The 24,275-nt window shown below is 73.4% G+C and carries 23 protein-coding genes; 12 read left to right on the top strand and 11 right to left on the bottom strand.

All coding sequences use genetic code 11. The features are described 5' to 3' along the window. Nucleotides 1–14: 14 nt before the first annotated feature. From J4E96_RS04070 to J4E96_RS04060, 3 genes are all read right to left on the bottom strand, one after another. Nucleotides 15–644, bottom strand: coding sequence for a YgjV family protein (locus tag J4E96_RS04070; RefSeq protein WP_227424509.1), 630 nt, complete (start codon nucleotides 642–644; stop codon nucleotides 15–17). A 16-nt stretch (nucleotides 645–660) separates the two neighbouring features. Next, nucleotides 661–978 (bottom strand): MoaD/ThiS family protein, encoded by a 318-nt coding sequence (locus J4E96_RS04065; RefSeq protein ID WP_319637737.1) that lies wholly within the window; start codon nucleotides 976–978, stop codon nucleotides 661–663. 96 nt (nucleotides 979–1,074) lie between these two features. Further along, nucleotides 1,075–2,271 (bottom strand): ThiF family adenylyltransferase, encoded by a 1,197-nt coding sequence (locus J4E96_RS04060; RefSeq protein ID WP_227424508.1) that lies wholly within the window; start codon nucleotides 2,269–2,271, stop codon nucleotides 1,075–1,077. A 153-nt stretch (nucleotides 2,272–2,424) separates the two neighbouring features. Between J4E96_RS04060 and J4E96_RS04055 the strand changes: the two genes are divergently transcribed. From J4E96_RS04055 to J4E96_RS04045, 3 genes are all read left to right on the top strand, one after another. Next, nucleotides 2,425–2,616 carry a hypothetical protein gene (locus J4E96_RS04055; protein WP_227424507.1) on the top strand — a complete coding sequence of 64 codons (192 nt, stop codon included), beginning with the start codon at nucleotides 2,425–2,427 and terminating at the stop codon, nucleotides 2,614–2,616. A gap of 94 nt (nucleotides 2,617–2,710) precedes the next feature. Next, nucleotides 2,711–3,607, top strand: a complete 897-nt coding sequence (locus J4E96_RS04050) for a Gfo/Idh/MocA family protein (protein ID WP_227424506.1) — start codon at nucleotides 2,711–2,713, stop codon at nucleotides 3,605–3,607. Nucleotides 3,608–3,723: 116 nt separating this feature from the next. Beyond that, complete coding sequence (locus tag J4E96_RS04045; protein WP_227424505.1) at nucleotides 3,724–4,320, top strand: GNAT family N-acetyltransferase; 597 nt, start codon at nucleotides 3,724–3,726, stop codon at nucleotides 4,318–4,320. A gap of 113 nt (nucleotides 4,321–4,433) precedes the next feature. On the opposite strand, the gene J4E96_RS04040 is transcribed toward J4E96_RS04045, so the two are convergent. The 3 genes from J4E96_RS04040 to J4E96_RS04030 all read right to left on the bottom strand — a co-directional run bounded on the left by J4E96_RS04040 (nucleotide 4,434) and on the right by J4E96_RS04030 (nucleotide 8,065). Next, nucleotides 4,434–5,939: a sugar porter family MFS transporter gene (locus J4E96_RS04040; RefSeq protein ID WP_227424504.1), complete on the bottom strand. Its 1,506-nt coding sequence runs from the start codon at nucleotides 5,937–5,939 to the stop codon at nucleotides 4,434–4,436. Nucleotides 5,940–6,193: 254 nt separating this feature from the next. Then, nucleotides 6,194–6,841 carry a hypothetical protein gene (locus tag J4E96_RS04035; protein WP_227424503.1) on the bottom strand — a complete coding sequence of 216 codons (648 nt, stop codon included), beginning with the start codon at nucleotides 6,839–6,841 and terminating at the stop codon, nucleotides 6,194–6,196. A gap of 60 nt (nucleotides 6,842–6,901) precedes the next feature. After that, on the bottom strand, nucleotides 6,902–8,065 hold the full coding sequence (locus J4E96_RS04030) for a N(5)-(carboxyethyl)ornithine synthase (RefSeq protein WP_227424502.1): 1,164 nt from the start codon (nucleotides 8,063–8,065) through the stop codon (nucleotides 6,902–6,904). Nucleotides 8,066–8,364: 299 nt separating this feature from the next. On the opposite strand from J4E96_RS04030, the gene J4E96_RS04025 reads away from it, so the two are divergent. From J4E96_RS04025 to J4E96_RS03995, 7 genes are all read left to right on the top strand, one after another. Further along, entirely contained in the window at nucleotides 8,365–9,432 is a 1,068-nt protein-coding gene (locus tag J4E96_RS04025; protein ID WP_227424501.1) for a LacI family DNA-binding transcriptional regulator, read from the top strand. A 117-nt stretch (nucleotides 9,433–9,549) separates the two neighbouring features. Beyond that, complete coding sequence (locus J4E96_RS04020; RefSeq protein WP_227424500.1) at nucleotides 9,550–10,842, top strand: extracellular solute-binding protein; 1,293 nt, start codon at nucleotides 9,550–9,552, stop codon at nucleotides 10,840–10,842. 12 nt (nucleotides 10,843–10,854) lie between these two features. Continuing rightward, entirely contained in the window at nucleotides 10,855–11,817 is a 963-nt protein-coding gene (locus J4E96_RS04015; protein WP_227424499.1) for a carbohydrate ABC transporter permease, read from the top strand. Nucleotides 11,818–11,819: 2 nt separating this feature from the next. Further along, nucleotides 11,820–12,725, top strand: a complete 906-nt coding sequence (locus tag J4E96_RS04010) for a carbohydrate ABC transporter permease (protein WP_406620307.1) — start codon at nucleotides 11,820–11,822, stop codon at nucleotides 12,723–12,725. Nucleotides 12,726–12,804: 79 nt separating this feature from the next. Further along, complete coding sequence (locus tag J4E96_RS04005; protein ID WP_227425657.1) at nucleotides 12,805–13,845, top strand: glycoside hydrolase family 130 protein; 1,041 nt, start codon at nucleotides 12,805–12,807, stop codon at nucleotides 13,843–13,845. 7 nt (nucleotides 13,846–13,852) lie between these two features. Further along, the gene (gene manA / locus J4E96_RS04000) at nucleotides 13,853–15,121 is read left to right on the top strand and encodes a mannose-6-phosphate isomerase, class I (RefSeq protein WP_227424498.1); all 1,269 of its coding nucleotides are present in this window, start codon (nucleotides 13,853–13,855) and stop codon (nucleotides 15,119–15,121) included. Between the two features lie 89 nt (nucleotides 15,122–15,210). Beyond that, entirely contained in the window at nucleotides 15,211–17,301 is a 2,091-nt protein-coding gene (locus J4E96_RS03995; protein ID WP_227424497.1) for a hypothetical protein, read from the top strand. On the opposite strand, the gene J4E96_RS03990 is transcribed toward J4E96_RS03995, so the two are convergent. The 4 genes from J4E96_RS03990 to J4E96_RS03975 are packed head-to-tail and all read right to left on the bottom strand — an operon-like array spanning nucleotide 17,291 to nucleotide 20,580. Beyond that, entirely contained in the window at nucleotides 17,291–18,463 is a 1,173-nt protein-coding gene (locus tag J4E96_RS03990; RefSeq protein WP_227424496.1) for an ABC transporter ATP-binding protein, read from the bottom strand. The two genes, J4E96_RS03995 and J4E96_RS03990, sit on opposite strands and share 11 nt — an antisense overlap. Then, nucleotides 18,460–19,329, bottom strand: a complete 870-nt coding sequence (locus tag J4E96_RS03985) for an ABC transporter permease (RefSeq protein WP_227424495.1) — start codon at nucleotides 19,327–19,329, stop codon at nucleotides 18,460–18,462. The genes J4E96_RS03990 and J4E96_RS03985 overlap by 4 nt, the downstream gene beginning before the upstream one ends. Continuing rightward, on the bottom strand, nucleotides 19,326–20,135 hold the full coding sequence (gene modA, locus J4E96_RS03980; protein ID WP_227424494.1) for a molybdate ABC transporter substrate-binding protein: 810 nt from the start codon (nucleotides 20,133–20,135) through the stop codon (nucleotides 19,326–19,328). The genes J4E96_RS03985 and modA overlap by 4 nt, the downstream gene beginning before the upstream one ends. 7 nt (nucleotides 20,136–20,142) lie before the next feature. Next, entirely contained in the window at nucleotides 20,143–20,580 is a 438-nt protein-coding gene (locus tag J4E96_RS03975; protein WP_227424493.1) for a TOBE domain-containing protein, read from the bottom strand. 270 nt (nucleotides 20,581–20,850) lie between these two features. On the opposite strand from J4E96_RS03975, the gene J4E96_RS03970 reads away from it, so the two are divergent. Together J4E96_RS03970 and J4E96_RS03965 are read left to right on the top strand one after the other, a co-directional pair. After that, the gene (locus J4E96_RS03970; protein ID WP_227424492.1) at nucleotides 20,851–21,192 is read left to right on the top strand and encodes an S-adenosylmethionine decarboxylase; all 342 of its coding nucleotides are present in this window, start codon (nucleotides 20,851–20,853) and stop codon (nucleotides 21,190–21,192) included. Further along, on the top strand, nucleotides 21,192–21,887 hold the full coding sequence (locus J4E96_RS03965; RefSeq protein ID WP_227424491.1) for a hypothetical protein: 696 nt from the start codon (nucleotides 21,192–21,194) through the stop codon (nucleotides 21,885–21,887). The genes J4E96_RS03970 and J4E96_RS03965 overlap by 1 nt, the downstream gene beginning before the upstream one ends. A gap of 45 nt (nucleotides 21,888–21,932) precedes the next feature. Here the strand turns inward: J4E96_RS03965 and J4E96_RS03960 are convergent, their stop codons facing one another. Further along, nucleotides 21,933–24,167, bottom strand: a complete 2,235-nt coding sequence (locus J4E96_RS03960) for a putative bifunctional diguanylate cyclase/phosphodiesterase (RefSeq protein WP_227424490.1) — start codon at nucleotides 24,165–24,167, stop codon at nucleotides 21,933–21,935. Between the last annotated feature and the right edge of the window lie 108 nt (nucleotides 24,168–24,275).

Here is a 24,275-nt window from a genome sequence, read left to right as displayed (position 1 = left end):
GCGCCGGTGGGCCGCTACGGCTGCGTGACGGGGCGCACCCAGTCGGCGCCGTCGCGGCGGAAGCCGACGCGCGCGTAGTAGTCCTTCGGGTCGGCGATGTCGGCCGGGGCGACGAGCCGCCGGAAGCCCGCGGCCGCAAACATGCCGCTGCGCCGGTACACGAACTCGCCCGGGGTGAAGTCGCGGAAGCGCTGGGTGACGTAGTCGAGCTCGACCTGCCCGACGCCGTCGCCCACGTCCCGCACGACGACGACGCCGACCGTCTCGTCGCCGCGGAGCACGAGGAACGCGAGCCGGCCGCGGGCGTCCCGGTCCCACGCGAAGCCGGGCTGGAACGCGCGGATGTCGGCCAGGTGCACGCGCAGGACGCGGTCGAGGTAGGCGTCGGCGGGATCGACCTGGACGACCTCGTAGGCCTGCTCGTCGTGGCGCTCGCGCAGCAGGCGCGCCAGCCAGTAGACGTCGATCACCGCGATGACGCCGTTCATGACGACGAACGGCCAGATGCCGAGCGCGAGGTTGTACCCCGTCGCCAGGACGGCGCCGACGAGGTTGAGGAGCCGGAACCGCAGGACGCGGGCCTGGGTCAACGAGACGACGACGAGCGCCGAGCCGACCCAGCCGATCACCTCGAGCCAGTTCATCGGGGCGAGCCCACCCTCAGCCGCCCGCGAACGGGGGAAGCACGTCCGCGAGGTCGCCGGCGGCCAGCGCCGCGCCGTCGTCGTCCAGGCGCAGGCCGTCGACGAGGATCGTGCAGCGCGTCAGCACCCGGCCGAGCTCCGCCCCGTGCGCGGCGACCATCACCGCGCGCAGCTCGCCGAGGGTTGCGGCCGCGAGGGTCTCGGTCGTCGTGCCGGCGGCGTCCGCGGCGGCGGCGAAGTAGCGCACCGTGACCAGCGCGGTCGAGGGCAGCTCGTGCGCCCGCACCGGCGATGGCGCGGCGCCCGCCGGCCGTGCCTGCCCTGCCTCGATCACGGGTGCCCTCTCGGTCGTTGGCGTGCTTCCTGCTGCACTCATCGTTCCACGCCCGCTCGCGCCCGATCCCGGACCTCGGGCCGCGCCTGCGGTGGGTCAGTAGCGCGCGAGGCTCGGGTCCACGTCGTCGACCCAGGCCAGCACGCCGCCGGCGAGGTGCGAGACGTCGCCGAAGCCCGCCGCGCGCAGCGCCAGGCCCGCCTGCGCCGACCGGACCCCGCTCTTGCAGTGCAGCACGAGCGGGCGGTCCCGCGGCAGGCCCGCGAGCGCGGAGCCGTCGAGGATCCCGCCGAGCGGCACCGACCGAGCCCCCGGGATCGCGACGATGTCCCGCTCGGCCGGCTCGCGCACGTCGATCAGCGCGAACCCGTCCGGGGCCGCGAGCAGGGCGGCGAGCTCGCGGGCGGAGATCGCGGGGAGGGCCGCGTCGGCGGGCGCGACGTCGTCGGCGGGCGTGACGTCGTCGGACATCGCCGCGACGTCGTCGGTGCGCCCGTCAGTCGGCCACTCGCGGCCGGGGTCGCCGCGCAGCGGGACCTCCGACCAGCGGGACGCGAGCGCGTCGAGCACGAGGACGCGGCCGAGCAGCGGCTCGCCGACCCCGAGGATCAGCTTGACGGCCTCGGTCGCCATGACGGAGCCGACCTGGCCGCACAGCGCGCCGAGCACGCCGCCCTCCGCGCACGACGGCACGCTCCCGGCCGGCGGGGCAGCCGGGAACAGGTCCCGCAGCTGGACCGGCGCGATCGCGCTCGCCGCTGGCGGGCGGCCCCAGAACACCGCGACCTGCGCGTCGAACCGGAAGACCGATCCCCACACCTCGGGGATCCCGAGCCGGACGCACGCGTCGTTGACGAGGTACCGGGTGGGGAAGTTGTCGGTGCCGTCGATCACCAGGTCGTAGCCGCCGAGCACCGCGTCCACCGTCGCGGGCGTCAGGCGCACGGGATGGACGACGACGTCGAGAGCCGGGTCGATCGCGAGCACCGCGTCCCGCGCGCTGTCGACCTTGGCGCGGCCGACATCGGCCTGCCCGTGCAGGATCTGGCGCTGGAGGTTGGTGACCTCGACGTCGTCGAAGTCGACGATGCCGATCCGGCCGACCCCGGCCGCGGCCAGGTACAGCAGCACGGGCGCCCCGAGCCCGCCCGCGCCGACGACGCACACGCGCGCCGCCCGCAGCCGGCGCTGCCCGAGGACGCCGACCTGCGGCAGCAGCAGGTGCCGGGAGTACCGCTCGACCTCGGCCGCGGTCAGGGCCGGGCCCGGGGCCACGAGCGGGGGCAGGGACATGCCCGTCACTGTATCCGCCGGGCTGAATCTGCCTCGCGGGCCGTATCTGCCCGCGGGCCGTATCTGCCTGCGGGCCGTATCTGCCTGGCGGGCGGAGGCTCCTGCACCGATGAGGCCGGCACCCGTGCGCCGGCCCGCGGCGGGGAGGCTGACATGGAGCGAGAGCCCGAGTGGATGCGCGACCGTCAGCAGGCGGTCGACCTCGAGCGGGCGCTGCGCCGGATGGACCTGTTGAACCGCCTCACCCGCGCGTCGCAGTCCGGCCGCCCGTGGCGCCCCGCCCGACGCGCCACCCCCGCGCCGAGTGCGACGTCGCCGCGGTCGTTCGCGCCCGCGGACCGCTGATTCGTCTCACTCGGCGGATGCGGGTCGATCGGCTGCGGGCAGTGCCGCGTAGGTTGGGCGGACCCGGGGCGTCCGGGTCGAGCGGGGGTCTGGGATGCGGGTCGCGATCATCGGGGTCGGTTCGATCGCGCGCAAGGCGTACCTGCCGGTGCTGACCGCGATGGCGGGGGTGACGCCGGTGCTGGTCACGCGCTCGGAGGCGGTGCTGGCCTCGGTCGGCGATGCGTACCGGATCGAGGACCGGTTCGCCACCGTCGACGCCGCGCTCGCCGGCGGCCTCGACGCGGCGTTCGTGCACACGCCGTCGTCGACCCATCCCGCGATCGCCGCGACGCTGCTGCGTGCGGGCGTGCCGGCCTGCGTCGACAAGCCGCTCGGCACCGACCTCGCCAGCGCGAGCGCGGTCGTGGACCTCGCGGCCGAGCTCGGCGGGTCGCTGATGGTCGGCTTCAACCGCCGGTACGCGCCGGCCTACCGGGAGGTCGCCGGCTGGCCGGACCTCGACGTCGTGACGCTGCACAAGCATCGGCAGCAGGCGCCCGGCCCGGCCCGGGCCATGGTGTTCGACGACTTCATCCACGTGCTCGACACGCTGCGGTACCTGGTGCCGTCCTCCCTCGCCGACCTGCGGATCCGGACCGCCGTCGACGCGGCGGGCAGCTGCCGGCGGCTCGCGGTCACGTTCACCGGCGACGGCGGCGCGCTCGCCACCGGGGTGATGAGCTGGACCGCCGGGATGGCGCACGAGGTGCTCGACGTCGTCGGCGACGGCCGCCGCCGCCAGATCGTCGACCTCGCGGACGTGACGGACTTCGCGGGCCAGGAGCGCGTGAGTCGGCGCGACGGGTGGGCGCCCGCGACCGACCTGCGCGGCTTCACCGCGATGTGCACGGACTTCCTCGCCGCGGTCCGCGCCGGCCGGCGGCTCGACCCGACCGACGCCCTCGCGACGCACGCCGCGTGCGAGGCAGTCGTGCGCGCGGCCGCCTGATCCGGCCCATTTGTCGCGAGAGACACACGTCGACCGGCCCCGGACGGGCACGCTGCGGGACGAGAGTCCCACGCCGCGCCGCGAAGTTGGTGGTGCCCTGGTGTATGGCTGTGATAGTGGGAACCCTGGCTCGACCGCATACCCACCGGCGTGCCGTCGCCCGGACGGGTCGGCGGTCCGTCCGGCCAGCGCTCCCGAACGAGGCCGACGTCCTGTCCGTCCTGCACCACGCGCTGACCTGGGACACGTTCGCCTTCGGGTCCGCGATCACCGCCCGACGGGCCGCGGACGGCGCCGTCGTGCTCGTGTGCGAGGTCGGCGATTCCATCGCCGGCTACCTCTGCCTCGGCGACCCGCTGCTCGTGCGCCCCGCGCCCGAGGCCCCTGCGGGCCCGGCGCAGCCGGCCGATCCGGCGACCCCCGCCGAGCCGGGCGTGTGGACGCTGCGCGCCATCGGCGTTGCGCCGCAGTTCCGCCGGACCGGCGTGGCCACCGACCTGTGGCGGGCGGCGCTCGAGTGCGTGCCCGCGTCGATCACCCACGTGCTGGGGAGCACCCGCACCGACCTGGTCGCCGCCGTCGGCTGGTACGAGGCTCGCGGCTTCGGCGCCGATCCGGCCGTCGTGCCCCCGACGGCGCAGACACCCGTCTCGGAGCTCAGCTTCCGTGGCGACGTCGTGACCCTGCGCGCCCAGGCGGGCACGGCGGCCTGACGGCTTCCCGCCCGGGCCCCCACGCCGAACCCGCTGACCGTCAGACCGTCCCCCTCGGCGAAACCCCGCTCGCCGAGTGAGACGTTGTGGTGGGGTGCGCGGGCGGGTGCGCGTCAGGCGCTCGCGTGCCGGAACTCCTCCTCGAGCTCCTCGAGCGTCAGGTGCGCCGTCTCGGGCACCAGCTTCCAGGTGAACAGTGCCGTTCCCACGTTGATGCACGCGAAGACCCCGAACGTGCCGGTGCCCCCGAACGTGCTGATCAGCACCGGGAAGCTGAACGAGATGATCGCGTTCGCGATCCACATGAGGAACACCGCCAGGCCCATGCCGAAGCCGCGCATCGTCATCGGGAAGATCTCCGACAGCATCACCCACGTGACGGGCGAGACCGCGCCCTGCTGGAAGACGAGGAAGCAGAGCATGAAGGCCAGCACGGTATAGCTGCTCGAGACGGCCGGGGTCGTACCGGCCGCGAGGCTCGGCTGGATGAGCAGGCCGAACGTGAGCGTGATGGCGGTGAGCGAGGCGATGATCCCGACCTGGCCGACCAGCAGCAGCTGGCGCCGGCGGAACCTCCCGACGAGCCACAGGCCGACGGCACTCGCGAGCACCGAGACGACGCCGTTGGCGATCGTCGCGGTCAGGGCCGTGTTCGTGCCCAGCCCGGTCTCGGTGAGGATCGTCGGCGCGTAGTACATGAGAGTGTTCACGCCGGTGAGCTGCTGCAGGACCGCGATGCCGACGCCGATGAGCACGAGCCTCTTGATCCACGGCGTCCTGAGGTCGGCCCAGCCGCCCTCGCGGGTGATGGCCGACTCCTGCGCGACCGTGAGCATCTCGCCGAGCTCGCCCTTGACGTCGTAGTCCGGGCGGCGGGTGCTCGTGAGCACCTGGGCGGCCTCGGCGAAGCGGAACCTGCCCGCGAACCAGCGCGCGGTCTCCGGCATGCGGTGCATGCCGATCCACAGGGCGATCGCCGGGATCGAGCAGGCGAAGAGCATCCACCGCCAGGTCGAGTGCCCGTCCCAGACGTTGGCCAGGACGGCGTTGACGGAGTAGGCGAGCAGCTGGCCCGTGCAGATCATCAGCTGGTCGACGGCGACGAGGCGCCCGCGCAGCTCCTTCGGGGCGATCTCGGCGAGGTACACCGGGACGGTCGCCGAGGCGCCGCCGACGGCGAGCCCCAGCACGATCCGCGCCACGATCATCACGGCGACGTTCGGGGCCAGCGCGGCGCCGATCGCGCCGACGAAGAAGATCACCGCGAGCATCAGGATGTTGTGCCGCCGACCGTACCGGTCGGACAGACGCCCGCCGTACAGCGCGCCGAACGCGGCGCCGAACAGCAGCGACGACGTCACGAGACCCTCGGTGACCGGCGTCAGGCCAAGCCCGCCGCCCGCCGCCGAATCTGTCATGAACGGCAGCGCCCCGGCGATCACGCCGGTGTCGTAGCCGAACAGCAGGCCACCGAGCGTCGCGACCATCGCGATCGCGCCCATGGAGCGCCGCTTGACCGGCGGCCCCTGGTCGAAGTAGGCGTCCAGCTCGGCCGACGTGGCCGGCGTCGGCGGCCCGGCCGTGGGGGTCGCACCCACGTGGTCCCCGACCGCCGTCATCGACGGGTTCCCTTGCTCTTGCCTGCCATTGCCCGCGTCAGCAGCTGTGCTCGCACGTACATGTCCTTACATTTGCCAAACCGGAGCGCAACGTCGACAGTTTGACCTGACATCACGATGAAGCCGATCTAGACGCGTCGGGCGGGTACCCGAGGGCACGGCGCCGGCATCACCACGGCCGCGGTGCCCTGTCTGGTCGCACCCCGTGAGTCCGAGGCAGACCTCGAGCCCATCCAGCCGGTGGCGGGCCTAGCCTACCGAATGCCTGTGCCCGGGCCCGCACCGGCGGCGCGCGGGGGCCAGGCCGAGCACGCCACCCACGCCTCGATCGTCTCGCGCCGCAGCGGTGGGTACGCGACCCCGACGTGCCACGCGTCGTCGAGCTCCTCCGGGGTGGACGATCCGTCGGGCCGGCACCGGTCCCGCTCGAGCTCGCGCTGGAGCGCGAGCCGGTAGCCGAGCCGCAGGCGCGACCCGTCCGACGCGCTGCGGACCCCACGGACCACCCGGCCCTCGCCGTCGGCGGCGGTCGCGACGGCCGCGAGCTCGGCGGCGCGGTCCGCCGCCGCGACGACCAGCTGCGCGTCCGCGAGCTCGCGACGCAGCTCGTGCGCGGTGCCGGCGGTCAGGCAGACAGCGGTCGCGACCACCCCCGGGACGAGCCGCGTCACGCGCATCGCGCCGTCGGCATACGCGCGCGCGTAGGCGACGGCGAGCGGGGTCAGCTCACGGTCGGCGCACACGTAGACGACCCGCAGGCCCGCCCGGCGTCGCGTGCAGGTCGCGAGGGCGACGTCGACGACCTCCGCATCGTCCCTGCTGCCGTCCAGGAGCGCGACCACGACCGGAGCCGGGGCGCGCTCGGCGATCGCAGCTCGGGACTCGACGACATCGACGGTCATGCCTCATGCAATCGTCGGCACGGCCCGAGCTGAAGGGACCAATGTCCCCTTCTGTCGGGTTTAGCTGGTCGCCGCCTCGGTCGACCCCACCGCGTGCGGGTACCGGGCCGCGCGCCCCTGGAACGCGAGGATCGCCGGGTTCACGACGACGCCGTCGCGAATCTCGATCGCCCGCCGAATGGTCTCGGTCGCGTCCCAGGTGGCGGGGCCGCCGAGCACCGCACCAAGCTGGGTCAGCAACGCCTCGCTGATCTCCCAGGTCGCGGAGTTCCACAGGTACGACGGGCTGTGATCGACGCCGTAGTAGTGCACGTTGTCGCCGATCACGAACATCGGCTCCCGGAACGTCGTCGGCCGGGACCAGGCGAAGCCCATGCCCTCGTCGCACGAGACGTCGATGATGAGGCTGCCGGCGGAGACCTTGGGCAGGTCGCTCTCGGAGAGAAAGGTCAGCGGCGCGTTGGGATCCTGCAGGACGCAGTTGACGATGACGTCGTGCTCCGCGAGGAAGCCCGCGAGCGGCACCCGACCGTCGGGGGTCAGCGCGAAGGCGTCCGGCGCGTCGCCCTCGTCGTGCTCGAAGTGGATCATGCGCGCCGAGTGGATCGGCGACTCGACGGCGGTCACGCTGCGGTGGGTCAGGACGTCGACGTCGTAGATCCCGTGCGCGTTGAGCGCGGTCACCGCGCCCCGGCCGGTCGCCCCGAACCCGATCACCGCGGCCCGCAGCCGGCGCCCGTACTCCCCAGTCACGCCGATCAGGCCGAGCGCGTGGACCACCGACGCGTAGCCCGCGAGCTCGTTGTTCTTGTGGAACACGTGCAGGTTGAACGAACCGTCCGAGGTCCAGTAGTTCATCGCCTCGAACGCGATCAGGGTCAGCCGCCGGTCGATGGCCAGCTGGGTGAGCTCGCGGTCCTGGACGCAGTGCGGCCAGCCCCAGAGCACCTGCCCCTCGCGCAGCCCCGCGACGTCGGCCGCCAACGGCTTGGCGAGCAGGATGACGTCGCACTGGGCGACGAGCTGCTCGCGCGAGCGCATCCCGCCCACGAGCGGCTCGAGCTGCTCGTCGCCGACGCCGAACCGCTCGCCGTAGCCGTTCTCGAGGAAGATCCGGGCGCGCAGGCTCGGGTCGATGCGCTCGACGTGCAGGGGGTGGATCGGGAGGCGCCGCTCGTCCTCTTTGCGCGAGGCGGCGATGACTCCGATGCTCAGCTCGGCCATGGGTGCACCTTACTGGGGCAATGGGACGTCGATCGCACGCCGGGCCTTCGCCCACGCGGCGCAGAGCCCGTCCCACCTGCGCGGGAGTACGCCGGGTTGCGGATTCCCGCGACCGCCCCGACAATCCACAGCTCCTACCGAAGCGGCATTGTGTCGCGCCCACGTGCGGCTGGTCGGGACGATTGATCCGGTCGGACCTAAACCGGTTTGACAGAACGCCACCTGTCGCGTTCACTCAATGGAGGCGAATGAAGGACGACGACGCCGTCGACCACCGAACCTCGCCAGGGACACCGCAGATGCGACCACCGCCAGACCCCACGCCGCCCCGCCCGCGCCAGCCCACGATCACCGACGTGGCCCGGCTCGCGGGCACCTCCAAGGCGACCGTCTCCTTCGTCGTCAACGGTCGGACGAACGTCGCCGACGCCACCCGCGAGCGCGTGCTCGCGGCGGCCGAGACCCTGGGCTGGACCCCGAGCCGCCGGGCGCGCTCGCTGTCGACCTCGCAGGCCTACGCCCTCGGCCTCGTCTTCGCGCGGGGGCCGGAGACGCTGGGCTCCGACCCGTTCTTCGCCCCATTCATCGGCGGGTTCGAGTCGGCGCTCGCGGAGCTCGACCGGTCCCTGCTCCTGCGCTTCGTCGACGGCCCCGAGCTCGAGGAGGCCGCCTACCGCCGGCTGCACGACCAGGGCCGCGTCGACGGCGTCGTCCTCACCGACGTTCGCCACGACGATCCTCGGATCGACCTGCTCACGCAGCTCGGCCTGCCCGCCGTCACCCTCAACCGGCTCGACGGGCCGTCGCCCTTTCCCGCCGTCGTCCTCGACGACCTCGCGGGCACCGCGGCCGCGGTCGAGTACCTCGTCGGGCTCGGGCACGAGCACATCGCCTACGTCGGCGGCCCCGAGCTCTACCTGCACACCACCCGCCGTCGGCTCGCCTGGCAGGAGGCCCTCGAGAGCCACGGGCTGCCGGCGGGCGTCTTCGTCGAGACCGACTTCTCGGCCGCGGGCGGGGCGCTCGCCACGACCACGGTGCTCGGCCTGACCGTCGCGACGCGGCCGACCGCCATCCTCTACGGCAACGACTCGATGGCGATCGCCGGGATCGTGGCGGCCCAGCAGGCGGGGCTCCACGTCCCGCGGGACCTGTCGGTCATCGGGTTCGAGGACTCCGAGCTCTCCGCGCACGTCAGTCCACCCCTGACGACGATCCACTCGGACTCGTTCACCTGGGGACGGACCGCGGCCGAGGCCCTGCTAGAGCTCCTGCGCACGGGCGACAGCTCCGCCGAGCACACCCTGCCCCCCGCCCGGCTCGTGATCCGCGGCTCCGCCGCGGCGCGCGCGGACCCGGGCCGCTGACCACCGCACCGCACGAAGCCACTGCACTGCACGTAGCCACTGCCCTGCACCGCACGACGCATGACCCGCTCGCACGAACGACCCACTCGCAAGAACCCGTCACAGAAGAGGTGCGCAATGAAGCGTCCAGCAGTCATTCTGACCGCGACCATCGCGGGGGCAAGCCTGCTCGCCGCGTGCGGCACAGGGACCGGCTCGTCCGACTCCGGAGCCGACTCCGCCGGGGCCTCGGGCCCGATCAAGATCTGGTACTCGAACAACCCCAACGAGGTCGCGTGGGGCGAGGCCGTCGTCACCGCGTGGAACGCGGACCACCCCGACGAGCAGGTCACCGGCCAGGAGATCCCCGCCGGGCGGTCGTCGGAGGAGGTCATCGGGGCCGCCATCACGGCGGGCAACACGCCGTGCCTGATCTACAACACGGCGCCGGTCGCGGTGCCCGCGTTTCAGAAGCAAGGCGGCCTGGTCAACCTGTCGAGCTTCCCCGACGGGGCCGAGTACATCGAGGCCCGCACGGGCGAGGCCGCCTCCCAGTACGCCTCCGCCGACGGCGACTACTACCAAATGCCGTGGAAATCCAACCCGGTGATGTTCTTCTACAACAAGACAATCATGAGCGCCGCGGGAATCGACCCGGAGAACCCGCCGCTGGCGACGTACGAGGAATTCCTTGCGACCTCACGCACCATTGTTGAGTCCGGCGCCGCCCAGTACGCGATCTACCCGTCCCCCGCGTCCGAGTTCTACCAGTCGTGGTTCGACTTCTACCCGCTCTACGCGGCCGAGTCGCAGGGCTCCCTGCTGGTCGAGGACGGCGCCTCGACGTTCGCCGACACCGAGGGCGAAGCGGTCGCCACCTTCTGGCGGACGATCTACGACGAGAAGATTGCCGGCAACGAGCCCTACACGGGCGACGCCTTCGCCGACGGCGTGACCGCGATCGCGAGCGCCGGTCCGTGGGCGATCGAGTCCTACGGCGACCTCGACTGGGGCGTCGCCGCGGTGCCCACCTCGGCCGGCACCGACCCCGCCGAGACGTACACCTTCGCGGACTCGAAGAACGTCGGCATGTACAGCTCCTGCGAGAACCAGGCCACCGCCTGGGAGTTCCTCAAGTTCTCGACCAGCGAGGAGCAGGACGGCGCGCTGCTCGAGAGCACCGGGCAGATGCCCCTGCGCGCGAACCTGACGGACACCTACCCGGACTACTTCGCGGCGAACCCGGACTACACGACGTTCGCCGACCAGGCGAACCGGACTGTCGACGTGCCGAACGTGTCGAACTCGGTCGAGGCCTGGCAGACGTTCCGGGACGCCTGGACGTCCTCGGTGATCTTCGGCGAGGACCCGATCGAGGCCTCGCTGCAGGACGCCGCGACGGCCATCGACACGCTCGTCGCCAAGGACTAGGAGGTCACCGCCATGTCGCAGGACACGCGACAGCGCGGGGCGCGGGGCTCGGGGCGCATCGCGTCCTCGGCCGCGCCCCGCGGGCGGCGCCGGAGCCGGCTCGAGCGCCTGCTCGGGCGGCACCCCGTCGGGCTGCTGCTCACGGCGCCGTACGCGGTCTTCGTCGCCGCGATCTTCCTCTACCCGATCGGCTTCGGCGTGTGGATGTCGTTCCACGACTTCTTCTTCACCGCACCCGGGGTGGATGTCCCGACGCCGTTCGTCGGCTTCGACAACTACGTGACGGTGCTGTCCGACCCCGACATCCGCGCGTCGTTCCTGCACGTCGCGGAGTTCCTGGTCATCAACGTCCCGCTCACCGTCGTGATCTCCCTCCTGCTCGCGACCGCGCTCAACTCCGTGCTGCACTGGCGCGGCTTCCTGCGCGTGTCCTACTACGTGCCGTACGTCGCGGCGAGCGTCGCGATGGTCACCGTGTGGATGTTCATGTTCAACTCCACCGGGATCGTCAACCAGATCCTCGGCCCGCTTGCACCCGACCCGTCGTGGCTGGTCAGCAAGGCGTGGGCGATGCCGTCGATCGCGATCTACGTGACCTGGAAGCAGCTGGGCTTCTTCATCCTGCTCTTCCTCGCCGCGCTCCAGAACGTGCCGAAGGAGCTCAACGAGGCGGCCGCGATGGACGGCGCGAACCGCTGGCAGTGCTTCCGCACGGTCACGATTCCGGCGGTCCGGCCGGCGACGACGCTCGTCGTGCTGCTAGCGATCATCACGGGCGCGAACCTGTTCACCGAGCCGTACCTGCTCACGGGCGGCGGCGGCCCGAACGGCGCCTCGACGACGCCCGTGTTCCTGCTCTACCAGCAGGGCATCCAGCAGGGCAATCCGGACGTCGCGTCCGCGATCGGCGTCCTGCTCGTGATCGCCGTCCTGGCCATCACCTACGTCAGCCGCAAGGTCACGGAGAGGGACTGACCATGCCCGAGAACCCCCGCACCACGAGCACCCCAACCGCTTCGGCGACACCGGTCACCCCGAGCGAGCCGCGCACCCCGCTCTGGCGCCGCATCCTGCCGATGTTCTTCCTGCTGCTCGGCGCGGTCGTCTTCCTCTTCCCCTTCTACTACATGATCGTCGGGGCCCTGCAGACCAAGCGGGACCCGTCGCTCAGCGGCGCGATCCCGTGGCCGTCGAACCTGACGCTCGACAACTTCATCGACATCAACGCCTCGATCGATCTCGGCCGCTCGCTGCTCAACTCGGGGATCTTCACCGGCGCCGTCGTGCTGTGCACGCTGTTCTTCGGGATCCTCGCGGGCTACGCGCTCGCGACCCTGAGCTTCCGCGGCCGCGGCCTGCTCTTCGCCATCGTGCTGCTCCTGCAGGCGGTGCCGTTCCAGCTCCTCATGGTGCCGCTGTACGTGCTGCTGGTGCGCGGGTTCGGGCTCGGCGACACCTACCTCGGGATGATCCTGCCGTTCGCGATCAACTCGGTCGCGGTCCTGATCTTCCGGCAGTTCTTCCTGCAGGTCCCGCGCGAGATGTTCGACGCCGCCAGGATCGACGGCGCCGGCGAGTTCCGGATCCTGCGGTCGATCGCCGTGCCGCTCGTGCGCCCAGCGATCCTCACCGCGGCGCTCGTGACGTTCCTCGGCCCGTGGAACGAGTTCCTGTGGCCCTTCCTCATCACGAAGGAGCAGAGCCTGCAGCCGCTCGCCGTCGCGATCGCCAACTTCACCCAGACCGGCGCGGCGTTCCACCCCAACGCGATCGGGGCCATCCTGGCCGGCTCCACCGTTCTCGCGGTCCCGGCCGTCGCGCTGTTCATCATCTTCCAGCGTCATTTCAAAGCGACTGACGCCTCCACCGGAGTGAAGGGCTAACCCTGTGAGCACCGCAAACCTCGTGCACCAGCACGTCACGAACGACGTCCCGTACACCCTGACCCGGGTCGGGGTCATCATGACCCCGGATCCGGGCAACGAGCTCGAGGCCGAGGGAGTGCTGAACCCCGGCAGCGGCCACACCCCCGACGGGACCCTGTACCTGCTGCCCCGGCTGGTCGCCCGCGGCAACGTCTCCCGCGTGGGGATCGCGAAGGTCGTCCTGGCCGACGGCGTGCCCGTGGCCGTCGAGCGCGAGGGCGTCGTCCTCGCCCCCGACGCCGGCTGGGAGCGCGGCACGGCCACGGCCGGCACCGAGGATCCCCGCGTGACCTGGGTCGAGGCCCTCGGCCTGCACGTGATGTCCTACGTCGCGTACGGCCCGATGGGCCCGCGGCCGGCGCTTACCGTCTCGGCCGACCTGCGCGACTGGCGCCGGCTCGGGCCGCTCCACTTCGTCTACCAGCCCGAGCTGGACCTCGACCTGAACCTGTTCCCGAACAAGGACGTCGTGATCTTCCCCGAGCCCGTGCCGGGCCCGGACGGCGAGCCCTCGTTCGCGCTGCTGCACCGGCCGATGTGGGACCTCAGCTGGGTCCGCGAGGGCGAGGGGGTGCACCTGCCCGCCGGGGTCACCGACGAGCGCCCGGGGATCTGGATCTCGTACGTCTCGGTCGCGGACGTGACCGCGGACATCGCCAACCTCGTGAACCAGCACACGAGCACGCTCGTCGCGATGCCGGTGCACGAGTTCGAGGAGCTGAAGATCGGCGCCGGCCCGGCCCCGATCCGGGTGCCGGAGGGCTGGCTGCTCGTGCACCACGGCGTGCGCGGCGTCCTGGCCAAGGGCAGCGACCAGCAGCAGGGGGTCAACTACGCCGCGGGCGCGATGATCCTCGACGCCGCAAACCCGGCCAGGGTTCTCGCGCGCACGAGCGAGCCGATCCTCGCGCCCCAGACGGAGGCGGAGACCTCCGGGACGGTGCCGAACGTCGTGTTCCCCACGGCGATCGAGGAGGTCGACGGCGTGCACTACGTCTTCTACGGCATGGCGGACAGCAACATCGGGGTCGCCCGGCTGGACCGGTTCGACCCGATCGCGCCCGAGTCGGCCGGCTGACCCGCCCGTGCACCTCCTGACCAATCCCCGGATGCGCTACGCGTGGGGATCCGTCGACCTCCTGCCGACGCTCCTGGGCGAGGCCCCCGACGGGCGCCCGGTCGCCGAGATCTGGATGGGGGCGCACCCGGCCGCTCCGTCCCTGCTCGACGTCGACGGGCGGCCGGAGCGCCTCGACGCGTTCGTCGCGAGGCACCCGGGCCAGGCGCTCGGCGCGCGCGCCGACGACGGCGGCGAGGACGAGGGCGACGACGGGGACGACGCCGGGGACGACGCCGGGGAGCGCGCCGGGATGCACTCCGCACGACTGCCCTTCCTGCTCAAGCTGCTCGCCGCGGGCGAGCCGCTGTCCCTGCAGGTCCACCCGGACGGCGCGCAGGCCGCCGCCGGCCACCGCCGCGAGAACGCGGCGGGGATCGCGCTGACCGACCCGCGCCGCTCCTACCCGGACGACTCGCCCAAGCCCGAGATGGTCTACGCGCTGACCAGCTTCGAGCTGCTCTGCGGCTTCGCCCCGGTCGACCGGGTCCGCGCGCTCCTGACCGGGCTGGCGGTCACAGAGCTCCAGCCGCTCGTCGACGCCCTGCGGTCACCCGACCCCGCGGTAGCGATCGAGTCGGCCGTGACCCGGCTGCTGACCGCGGCGCGACCGCAGCAGCGGGACCTTGTCCGCGCCGTCGCGCGCGTCGCGACCGCGCGCCGCGACGACCGGCGCGAGTACGCGCTCGTCGGCGACCTCGCCACCCGCTTTCCCGACGACGTCGGGATCGTCGCGACGCTCTTCCTCAACCAGCTGCGGATCGAGCCGGGCGAGTCGGTGTTCATCGGCGCGGGCACCATCCACTCGTACGTCAGCGGCCTCGGCCTCGAGCTGATGGCGCCGTCGGACAACGTCCTGCGCGCCGGCCTGACCGCCAAGCACGTCGACGTGCGCGAGCTCCTGCGCCTCGTCGACTTCACCCCGCGGCTGCCCCAGCGGCTGCGCCCGACCGCCGACGACGGCGCGGTCGTCTTCCGCCCGCCCGGGCCTGGCTTCGCGCTCTGGACGAGCTGCCGCGCGCCGACCGGCGCTGCCGCCGGGCCCGCCGAACCCGTCGCCGTCCCGGGCCCGGCGTCGGGGCCACGCATCGCCGTCGCGTGCGCCGGGCGCGCGACGCTCGCTCGAGGCGACGAGCGGCTCGAGCTCGCCCCGGGGCAGTCCGCGTTCATCCCCGACTCCGACGGCCCGCTCGAGATCAGCACGACCGGAACGACGGCCGTCGCCTTCTGCCCCTGACCCCGCCCCCCCCACCGCAGAGCCCGCCGCACACCCCCACCCCGCACCGCATCAGTCGCAGCCCGAACCCACCCGAGAGCTGGTCAACGATGACCGCACGACGCGCCTTCGCCCACCCGTCCCGACGCCGGAGCGCCCGGATGCTCGTCGCGCTCGGCCTCGCCGCGGCCCTGCTCCAGCCGGCCGTCGCGTCGTCGGCCGCGGCATCGCCGGCAGCAGAGTCGGCCGCCGACCCCGCGCCGCTGACCAACCTGGCCCACCTCGACTTCCTGGGCGACACCGTCTCCCCACCCGACGGGCCCGAGCACACGACCTATCGGCTGGCGCAGGAGCCGGAGCTCGGCGTGCTGTGGACCTACGCGGACCGCCGCGACAGCGGCGCGTACGAGCGCGTCGGCGGCGGGCCCTACGACGCGGCGACCGACACCTGGGCGCAGGGCGCCTACAACGCCGACGACCTGGCCCGGGCCGCCGTGGTCTACCTGCGGCACTGGCGCCAGACCGGCGCCGAGGACAGCCGCGACCGCGCCTATCAGCTGCTGCGCTCGCTCACCTACCTGCAGACGGCCACCGGCCCGAATGCCGGCAACGTCGTGCTGTGGATGCAGCCGGACGGCTCGCTGAACCCGAGCCCCGTGCCCGTCGAGCTGCCCGCGCCGAGCGACTCCGGCGAGTCGTACTGGACCGCCCGCACCCTGTGGGCGCTCGGGGAGGGCTACCAGGCGTTCGCCGAGCCCGACCCCGAGTTCGCCGCCTTCCTCGCCGACCGCCTCGACCTCGCCCTGACCGCCCTCGAGCGGGACTCGCTCACCCGGTACGGCCAGTGGGACGTCGCGGACGGGACGAAGGTGCCGGCCTGGCTGGTCGTGGACGGCGCCGACGCGACCGCCGAGGCCGTCCTGGGGCTGGCCGCGTACGTCGAGGCCGCCCCGGCGTCGGCCCGCACCGACCGTGTGCGTACGGACCTGCAGCGGTACGCGGAGGGCATCGCCGCGATGTCGGGTGGCGACGCCACGACCTGGCCCTACGGCGCGATCCTGCCGTGGACGCACTCGCAGTCGATGTGGCACGCGTGGGCCGCGCAGATGCCGGCCGCCCTCGCCGTCGCCGCCGACGCGCTCGACCGCCCCGCGCTGCTCCGCCCGGCGGTCACCGACGCCGCCGTCTTCACCCCCGCCCTGCTGACGTCGACGGGCCCGGTCAACGGGCTGCTGCCCGCGCCGACCGACCGCACCCAGATCGCGTACGGCGTCGACTCGCGCGTGCAGTCCCTGCTCGCGGTGGCGCAGGCGGCGAAGCGCCCCGGCCTCGACCAGCTCGCCGGGCTGACCGCGGCCTGGTACTTCGGCGCCAACCGCGCGGGCACGCCGATGTACGACCCGGCCACCGGCGTCACCTTCGACGGCCTGAACGCCGACGGCGTCGTCAACCAGAACTCCGGCGCCGAGTCGGCCATCCACGGGCTGCTGTCGATGCTCGCGCTCGACGCCCACCCGGACGTCGCCGCGGCGGCGCTCGGGGCGACGTCCCTCGTCAACCAGGACGGGATCGAGGTCGTCGAAGCGGAGGCCGCGACGCCCGCCGGCGGCGCCCGCGTGGTGACGCTCGCGGACGGCTGGACCGGCGAGTCGGCATGGAGCGGCGCGGCCTACCTCGAGGTCCCGGCCGGCGGGACGGCCACCTGGACCGTGCCGGCCTCCGACCAGCCGCGGCTCGTGCAGCCGGTGGTGAACCTCGTGGCGACCCGCTCGGCGCGGCTCGACTGGACGAGCGGCCGCCTCCAGCTCGGCGCCGTGGACACCTCGGCCGGCGGCGCGCAGGGCGTCACCGAGGCGCCGGGTGCGCTCACGCCCGTCACGCTCCGGCGCGAGCTGCCGGCTGGGGCGACGAACCTGGGCGCCGCCGTCCGCCGGTCGACGACCCTGCCCGCCCAGGTCGACGCCCTGCTGCTGACGCCGCGCGTCTCGCGGCTCGTGCTGGCGGGACCCGGCGGCGGCTCGGCCCTGCTGCGCAGCGTCGGCTCGCGCGCCGAGACGACGACGCTCGCGCTGCCCGGATCCGGGTCCGCGACCGTGCGCTCCTACGACGGCTCCGGCCGGCTGCGGCGCGAGGCGACCGTGACCGGCACCGAGGTCCAGGTGCTCGTCCTGGCGGGAGGCTTCACGGTCGTCACCCGCTGACGACGTCCCGCCGCCGGCCCGGGTCGGGGTAGGCCACGACCTCCGTCGCCTTCGCCGCGAGCCACACCGGTTGGCCCGGCGCGAGGCGCAGGTCGGCGACGGCGGCGGGCGTCACGTCGACGAGGGCCGGCGGGCTCGCGTCGACGGCGACGCGCACGCGGTCGGTGAGCAGTTCGAGCCCCGCGACGACGCCGGGCCACAGGTTGCGCGGCGAGCCGTCGGTCGGTCGGCGGGCGTGGATCGAGATCGCGGACGGGGCGAGCACCGCGAGCATCGCGGCGCCGACCTCGGCGGGTCCTCGCACCCCGTCGGCGCCCGCGCCGGCGCCCGCGTCGGCGCCGAGGCCCGCGTCGGCCTCGGCGCCCGCCGCGAACAGCGCGCCGCCGGCGGCGAGGTCGATGCGCCGCGTGGCCGCGTCGGCGAGCGTGCCGGGGTAGAGGTTGAGGCCGACGAGCCGCGCGACATAGTCGGTCGCGGGCCGGCGCGCCACGTCCGCGGGCGCACCCTCCTGGACCACCCGGCCGCCCTCGAGCACGAGCAGGCGATCGGCGAGCACCATCGCCTCGAGCGGATCGTGCGTCACCAGGACCGTCGGGCCGGCGAACTCCGAGAGGTGCCGACGCAGCTCACCGCGCACGTCCAGCCGGGTCCGCGCGTCCAGGGCCGCGAGCGGCTCGTCGAGCAGCAGGAGCCGCGGGTCGGCCGCGAGCGCGCGCGCCAGCGCGACCCGCTGGGCCTGCCCGCCGGACAGCGCGCCGGGCCGCCGGGCCGCGAGCTCGTCGATGCCGAGGCGGCCGAGCCACGCCGCGCCGTCGCCCCGCGCCTGCCGCCGGCTCGCGCCCCTGGCCCGCGCCGAGAACGCGACGTTGTCGAGCACGCTCAGGTGCGGGAACAGGCGGTAGTCCTGGAACACCAGGCCGACGGCGCGGTCCGGCGCCGACACGAACACGCCCGCCGCGGCGTCGTCCCACACGTGGGTGCCGACGGCGATGCGACCGTCCGTGAGCGCGCCCAGACCCGCGAGCGCACGCAGCAGCGTGGACTTGCCGGCGCCGTTGGGCCCGAGGACGGCCAGCACCTGCCCCGGGGCGACTGTGAGGTCGGCGTCGAGCCGGAAGTCGCCGCGGTCGACGACGACGCGGGCGCGCAGCCCGCCGGTCACAGCGCGGACCCCGGTCGCAGCCAGCGGTCGCGCAGCAGCGCGAGCACCGCGATCGAGACCACGAGCATGACGAGGCTCAGCGCGACGGCCGCGTCCGGGTCGCGTTCGAGCGCCTGGTAGACCGCGAGCGGCATGGTCTGCGTGATGCCGGGCAGGTTCCCGGCGAACGTGATCGTCGCGCCGAACTCGCCGAGCGCGCGCGCCCAGCAGAGCACGGCCCCGGCGACCAGGCTCGGCGCGATGAGCGGCAGGGTCACGCGCCGGAACGTCGCGAACGGCCGCGAGCCGAGCGTCGCGGCGGCCTCCTCGAGCCCGCGGTTCGCCGAGCGCAGCGCGCCCTCGACCGTGATCACCAGGAAGGGCATCGCCACGAAGGTCTCGGCCAGGACGACCCCCGCCGTCGTGAACGGGAGCGTGATCCCGAACCACTGGTCGAGGTACTGCCCGAGGAGACCGCGCCGGCCGAGCACGAACAGCAGCGCGACGCCGCCGACGACGGGCGGCAGCACGAGCGGCAGCATCACCAGGGCGCGCAGGAGGCTGCGCCCGGCGAACTGCCCGCGCGCGAGCACCCAGGCGAGCGGGACGCCGAACAAGACCGACAGGAGCGTGGCCAGGCTCGCGGTGACCACCGAGAGCCGGAGCGCGTCGACCGCGGCCGACTCCACGAGCACCGCGGGCAGGGTGCTCCAGGGGGCGCGCAGCACGAGGCCCGCGAGCGGCAGCAGCAGGAACGCGACCGCGACGGCGGCCGGCGCGGCGAGCGGCCACGGCGTCCGGCCGGCGACGTCGGCCCGGTTCGCGCGGGAACGGGTACCGGTGCCGGTACGTGAGCTGGCGCGAGCGCTGGCGCCGGCGCGGCTCACGGGCGCTCGAAGCCCGCGGCCGTCAGGACCGTCGCGCCGTCGTCGGACAGCACGAAGTCGACGAACGCCGCGGCGAGGTCCGGGCTCTCGGCGGCCGAGAGGGTCGCGATCGGATAGTCGGTCGCGGCGTTGACGTCGGCCGGGATCTCGATGCCCGCTACCTCGTCCCCGGCGGCCAGCACGTCGGTGACGTAGACGAGCCCCGCGTCCACCTCGCCGAGCCGCACCTTGGTCAGGACGGCCTTGACGTCCGACTCGAGCGTCACGGGCGCGACCGTGAGCCCCGCCGCGGCAAACACCGCCGAAGCGCCGACGCCGCAGGGCACGTCGGGCTGGCACAGCGCGACCTTGACGTCCGATCGCTCGAGGTCGCTCAGGCCCGTGATCCCCGCCCGGTTGTCGGCCGGCACCGCGAGCTCCATCCGGTTGCGGGCGAACACCACGGGCTCGCCGGCGTCGCCGACCGCCACGACCTGCTCGAGCGTCGAGACCGACGCGGCGGCGAAGACGTCGGCGGGTGCGCCCGCGGTGATCTGGGTCGCCAGGCCCGAGCTCGGGCCGAAGTTGAAGGTGATGCTCGCGCTCGGGTTGGCCTGCTCGAAGCGCGTGCCGAGCTCGGTGAACGCCTCGGTCAGCGACGCGGCGGCGAACACCATGAGCTCGCCCGACGGCCCCGCGTCGGCGCCGGCGGCCGAGCGGGTGGCGTCGGCGCCCGCCTCGGCGTCGGAGCCCGACGACCCGCACCCGGCGAGCAGGAGGGCGCCGGCCAGGAGCGCGACGTGAGCTGCACGGACCGTGCGACGCATGGGGAGCTCAGCTCTGTGGAAGGGAGGTCTGCGGGGTGGACACCTGCGGGGTAGAGACCACGACGTGGGTGGACTTGACGCTCGCGACGGCGAGCACGCCGGGTGCGAGGCCGAGCTCGTCGGCCGCCTCCCGGCTCATCAGCGAGACGACCCGGAACGGCCCGGCCTGGATCTCGACCTGCGCCATCACGGTGTCCTTGATGACCCTCGTGACCAGCCCGGTGAAGTGGTTGCGCGCCGACTCGTGCACGCTGGCGTGCGCGCCCGCCCCGGGCGTGGCGGTCGCGAGCTCGATCGCGAACCGGGCCAGCTCGGGCCCGTCGATCGCGAGCCGGCCAGCGCCGTCGGCGGTCGTGGCGAAGCGCCCTGCCTCGGCCCAGCGCCGCAGCGTGTCGGCGCTGACGCCGAGCAGCTCGGCTGCCTCCCGTACCCGGAAGATCGTCATCGCCTCACTCTAGCCGTATCCGGATACGCATCCACGGCCGCCGCGGCCCCGAACAACGGCACCTGCGTCACCGAATCGCCCAGAAGGGCCGTTCTGCAAACTCTCGGCCGGCGCGCGGTCCTCCGCGACCCACCGCGCGGCCGGCGGCCCCTGCACCTGGCACGGGATGGCAAACGAGTGACAAATGTGGCTCCGACGTGCACCGACGCGGGGGAGAATCTGGTTGACCCCACCCCCCCCGCCCCTCGTGGGCACACACATCGGAGCACCGTGCTCGATCTAGCCCCCGAAATCTGCCGCCAACGTCTCGTGGTCGAGGGCCTGTGCCCGCAGCCCATCGACGCGGCGGCCATCAGCGCTTACCTGACCCGGCTGTCGAGCGCGATCGACATGATCGCGCTGATCGAGCCCGTCACCCACCAGTCGCCGCTGTACGGCTGGGCGGGCTGGATCCACTGGGAGACGTCCGGCGCGCACTTCTACGCCTGGGACGTGCCCCGGCTGTTCTTCAGCGTGGACGTGTACGCGTGCAAGCCGTTCTCGGCCGCGACGGTCGTCGAGCTCACCCGGACGTGGTTCGACGCGTCCGAGGTCGTCTACAAGGAGTTTTGATGCTGGACGACATCTGGATGCACGTCGACGTGCAGGGCGAGCTGCTCGAGTCGGCCCGCGACTGCGAGGCCGACGTCTTCCTGCGCACGTTCGGCAACTCGCGCGCCCAGCTCGACGACGAGTACGGCGCCTACGAGGACTCCACGGTGTTCCTCGCCCTCGCGGACGCGGGCGGCGACGTCGTCGCGACCGTCCGCCTGCTCATGCCGGGCGGGCATGCGGGGCTCAAGACCCTGGTCGACGTCGGTAACCCGCCGTGGAGCGCCGACGGCACGCGGTCTGCGGCCGCCGTCGGGCTGGATCCGCTATGGACGTGCGAGGTCGCGACGCTCGGCGTCCGGCGCAGCTCGTCCGCCAACGGGACGCGGCTGTCGCTCGCGCTCTACCACGGGCTCTTCGCGATCGCGCGGGTCAACCGCATGGCCTCGTTCGTGGCGATCCTCGACGAGCGGGTCCGCCGCCTGCTGGGCTCGGCCGGCATCCTCACGCGGTCGCTACCGGGCACGCGGACGGCGCCGTACCTCGGCTCGCCCGCGAGCACGCCGGTCTACGCGCACATCACGCCGCTGCTGGAGAACCAGCGCCGGCAGTTCCCGGAGGCGCACCGGCTCGTCACGCTCGGCATCGGCCTCGACGGCGTCGCGATCCCGCCGTCGGAGTCGTTCCTGCTGCGGCCACGAGTGCCGCTGGCCTGACCCCGCCGCCGGATCGACGCCGGCCGACCGACGCCGCCGCGCGGGTCACGGGAGCCGCGGCATCCCCACCCGCGCGGGGTCGGTCGTCCAGCTCAGCACCCACGGGCCGACCGCGGCCGCCGGCATCGGCCGGGCGATGTGATAGCCCTGGAAGAGATCGATCCCGAGCGGAAGGAGCGCTGCGGCCGTCGCCGCATCCTCGACACCCTCGGCGACCACGCGCATGCCCAGCGCGTGCGCCATCTGCGTCGTGGTCGAGACGATCATCCGGCTGCGCTCGTCCTGGACGATGGTGGACACGAACGACCGGTCGATCTTGAGCTCCGACATGGGCAGGTCCCGCAGGTAGGCGAGCGAGGAGAAGCCCGTGCCGTAGTCGTCGATCGAGGTCTGCACGTGGTGCGCCCGCAGGTCGTACAGCGCGTCGCGGGCGCGCTCCTGGTCGGCCAGGAACGAGTCCTCGGTGACTTCGACGAGCAGGATGTCGTCCGGGAGCTCGGCCGCCTCGAGCGCTGCGAAGAGGGTGGCCAGGAACGTGCCGCCGACGAGCTCCGGCGGCGCGCAGTTCATCGCCGCGCGGAAGGTGAAGCCCTCGTCGGTCCAGCGCCGCAGGTCGACCAGCACCGCCCGCATGACCGCGTCGGTCAGCGCCGGCATCAGGCCGAACTTGCGGGCGTCGGACAGGAAGTCGATGGGAGACAGCAGGCCCTTGGTCGGGTGCTGCCACCGGACCAGGGCCTCCACGGCCAAGACGTGCCGCGTCCGGGCGTCGACCTGCGGCTGGTACCAGACGACGATCTGCTCGCACGCGATCGCCAGCCGCAGCTCCTCGCCGCGCCGCAGGCGCTGGCGCGCGAACCCGTCCTGGGACGCGTCGAACAGCAGCGACCCGGCCCGCGATTCCTTCGCCTCGTACATCGCGATGTCGGCGCGCCGCAGCAGCTCGGTCGCGGACAGGTCGTCGACCGCCCGGACGGCGATGCCGACCGACGCGTCGAGCGAGAGGTCGATGTTGTCGACGCGCAGGGGGCGCTGGAGCACGGTGCGCACGGTCTGGGCGAGCTCGAGCAGCTCGACCTCGTCGCCGCTGTGCACCAGCAGCGCGAACTCGTCGCCGCCGAGCCGCACGACCAGCACACCGGGGTCGCACGCGCTGCGCAGCCGCTGGGCGAGCGCGATCAGCACGTCGTCGCCCGTCGCGTGCCCCAGGCTGTCGTTCACGTCCTTGAACCCGTCGAGGTCGAGCAGCAGGAGCCCGATGAGCGAGTGGTCCTTGACGTGCTCGTCGGCGGCTGCCATGAGGGCGCGGCGGTTCGGCAGCCCGGTGAGCTCGTCGGTCAGGGACAGCCGGAGCGCCTCGGCCGCGCCCTGCGCCTCCCGCAGCGCCAGGATCAGGCGCGCCAGGGTGCAGATCAGGGTGATGACGGCCGGTCCCATCACGTACCACCCGAGCCCGCCGTCGGGGTGCATGACCAGGACGACGACGGCGAGCGCGGCGGCCGCCGGGAGCAGGCTCCCGTTCTGCCGCATGATCGGCCGGACCTGGGCGGGCCGCGGTGGGAAGCACGCGGCCGCGACGATGACCGCGAAGCTCGTCCCCCAGAGGGTGTCGAGGAAGATGCTCGAGGTGTACGCGCCCGCGCTGAGCCCCGTCATGAAGCTGCTGTCGGCGACGGCCAGCATCACGAAGCCGACGATGAGCGCGAGCGCCCGCAGCGACCAGTCGCGGTGTCGGAGCATCAGCTGCGCGAGCACGACGGTGGCGAGGATCAGGTCGATGAGCGGGTACAGCAGCGCGAGCAGGAGCGGCATCCCACCGCGGGAGAACGTCTCCGCGAGCGGCGTGAGGACGACGAACGTCGTCAGGCACGCGGCCGCGCCGCAGACCACCGCGGCCTCGAGCCAGACCGCGACCGACGGCAGCGGGCGCCGCGGCACGTCGAGCAGCAGGAAGGCGACCAGGCCGAGGTACGACACGCAGTACAGCGCCTCGGCCGGCGAGGGGAATGCCACCGCGGTCTGCGTCTGGCGCGCGCTGACCGTCGCGGCGGCCACGGCCCACATCGCGACGCCCGCGGCCAGGAACCAGAACGAGGCGCGCCGCTCCGGGAACCGCACCGCGCCGAGCAGGAGGCGCGCGACGAGGACGAGGAAGAAGGACGCGAGCGTGACCAGGAGCGCGGTCCGGATGGGCCCCCCGGACGGGGGGCCGGACAGGAAGATCGTCGACCCGCAGCCGAGCGCGACGACCACCCACGTCGCGGTGCCCAGCCATCGCATCGCACTGCCGACAACTGCGGGCGGGCCTGGCGGCGCGTCGGTGGCACCCGGGGGCAGACTCGCGGGCACGTCGGCGCGTCCCCGCCTGTCGACGCGGGTTCTCAGTGC

This window comes from Pengzhenrongella sicca (assembly GCF_017569225.1).
Taxonomy (GTDB): domain Bacteria; phylum Actinomycetota; class Actinomycetes; order Actinomycetales; family Cellulomonadaceae; genus Pengzhenrongella; species Pengzhenrongella sicca.
Note: the sequence above shows the minus strand (reverse complement) of the source record. Positions and strands in the feature narration are given on the sequence as shown.

Excerpts from the sequence above, each read along its gene's own strand:
- J4E96_RS03995 (WP_227424497.1), top strand. The coding sequence starts at position 15,211 with ATGACCGCACGACGCGCCTTCGCCCACCCGTCCCGACGCCGGAGCGCC.
- J4E96_RS04030 (WP_227424502.1), bottom strand. The coding sequence starts at position 8,065 with ATGGCCGAGCTGAGCATCGGAGTCATCGCCGCCTCGCGCAAAGAGGAC.
- J4E96_RS04035 (WP_227424503.1), bottom strand. The coding sequence starts at position 6,841 with ATGACCGTCGATGTCGTCGAGTCCCGAGCTGCGATCGCCGAGCGCGCC.
- J4E96_RS04060 (WP_227424508.1), bottom strand. The coding sequence starts at position 2,271 with ATGTCCCTGCCCCCGCTCGTGGCCCCGGGCCCGGCCCTGACCGCGGCC.
- J4E96_RS04055 (WP_227424507.1), top strand. The coding sequence starts at position 2,425 with ATGGAGCGAGAGCCCGAGTGGATGCGCGACCGTCAGCAGGCGGTCGAC.
- modA (WP_227424494.1), bottom strand. The coding sequence starts at position 20,135 with ATGCGTCGCACGGTCCGTGCAGCTCACGTCGCGCTCCTGGCCGGCGCC.
- J4E96_RS03960 (WP_227424490.1), bottom strand. The coding sequence starts at position 24,167 with ATGCGATGGCTGGGCACCGCGACGTGGGTGGTCGTCGCGCTCGGCTGC.
- J4E96_RS04050 (WP_227424506.1), top strand. The coding sequence starts at position 2,711 with ATGCGGGTCGCGATCATCGGGGTCGGTTCGATCGCGCGCAAGGCGTAC.
- J4E96_RS04010 (WP_406620307.1), top strand. The coding sequence starts at position 11,820 with ATGCCCGAGAACCCCCGCACCACGAGCACCCCAACCGCTTCGGCGACA.
- J4E96_RS04005 (WP_227425657.1), top strand. The coding sequence starts at position 12,805 with ATGACCCCGGATCCGGGCAACGAGCTCGAGGCCGAGGGAGTGCTGAAC.
- J4E96_RS04040 (WP_227424504.1), bottom strand. The coding sequence starts at position 5,939 with ATGACGGCGGTCGGGGACCACGTGGGTGCGACCCCCACGGCCGGGCCG.
- J4E96_RS03975 (WP_227424493.1), bottom strand. The coding sequence starts at position 20,580 with ATGACGATCTTCCGGGTACGGGAGGCAGCCGAGCTGCTCGGCGTCAGC.
- J4E96_RS04015 (WP_227424499.1), top strand. The coding sequence starts at position 10,855 with ATGTCGCAGGACACGCGACAGCGCGGGGCGCGGGGCTCGGGGCGCATC.
- J4E96_RS04070 (WP_227424509.1), bottom strand. The coding sequence starts at position 644 with ATGAACTGGCTCGAGGTGATCGGCTGGGTCGGCTCGGCGCTCGTCGTC.
- J4E96_RS03965 (WP_227424491.1), top strand. The coding sequence starts at position 21,192 with ATGCTGGACGACATCTGGATGCACGTCGACGTGCAGGGCGAGCTGCTC.
- J4E96_RS04020 (WP_227424500.1), top strand. The coding sequence starts at position 9,550 with ATGAAGCGTCCAGCAGTCATTCTGACCGCGACCATCGCGGGGGCAAGC.
- J4E96_RS04025 (WP_227424501.1), top strand. The coding sequence starts at position 8,365 with ATGCGACCACCGCCAGACCCCACGCCGCCCCGCCCGCGCCAGCCCACG.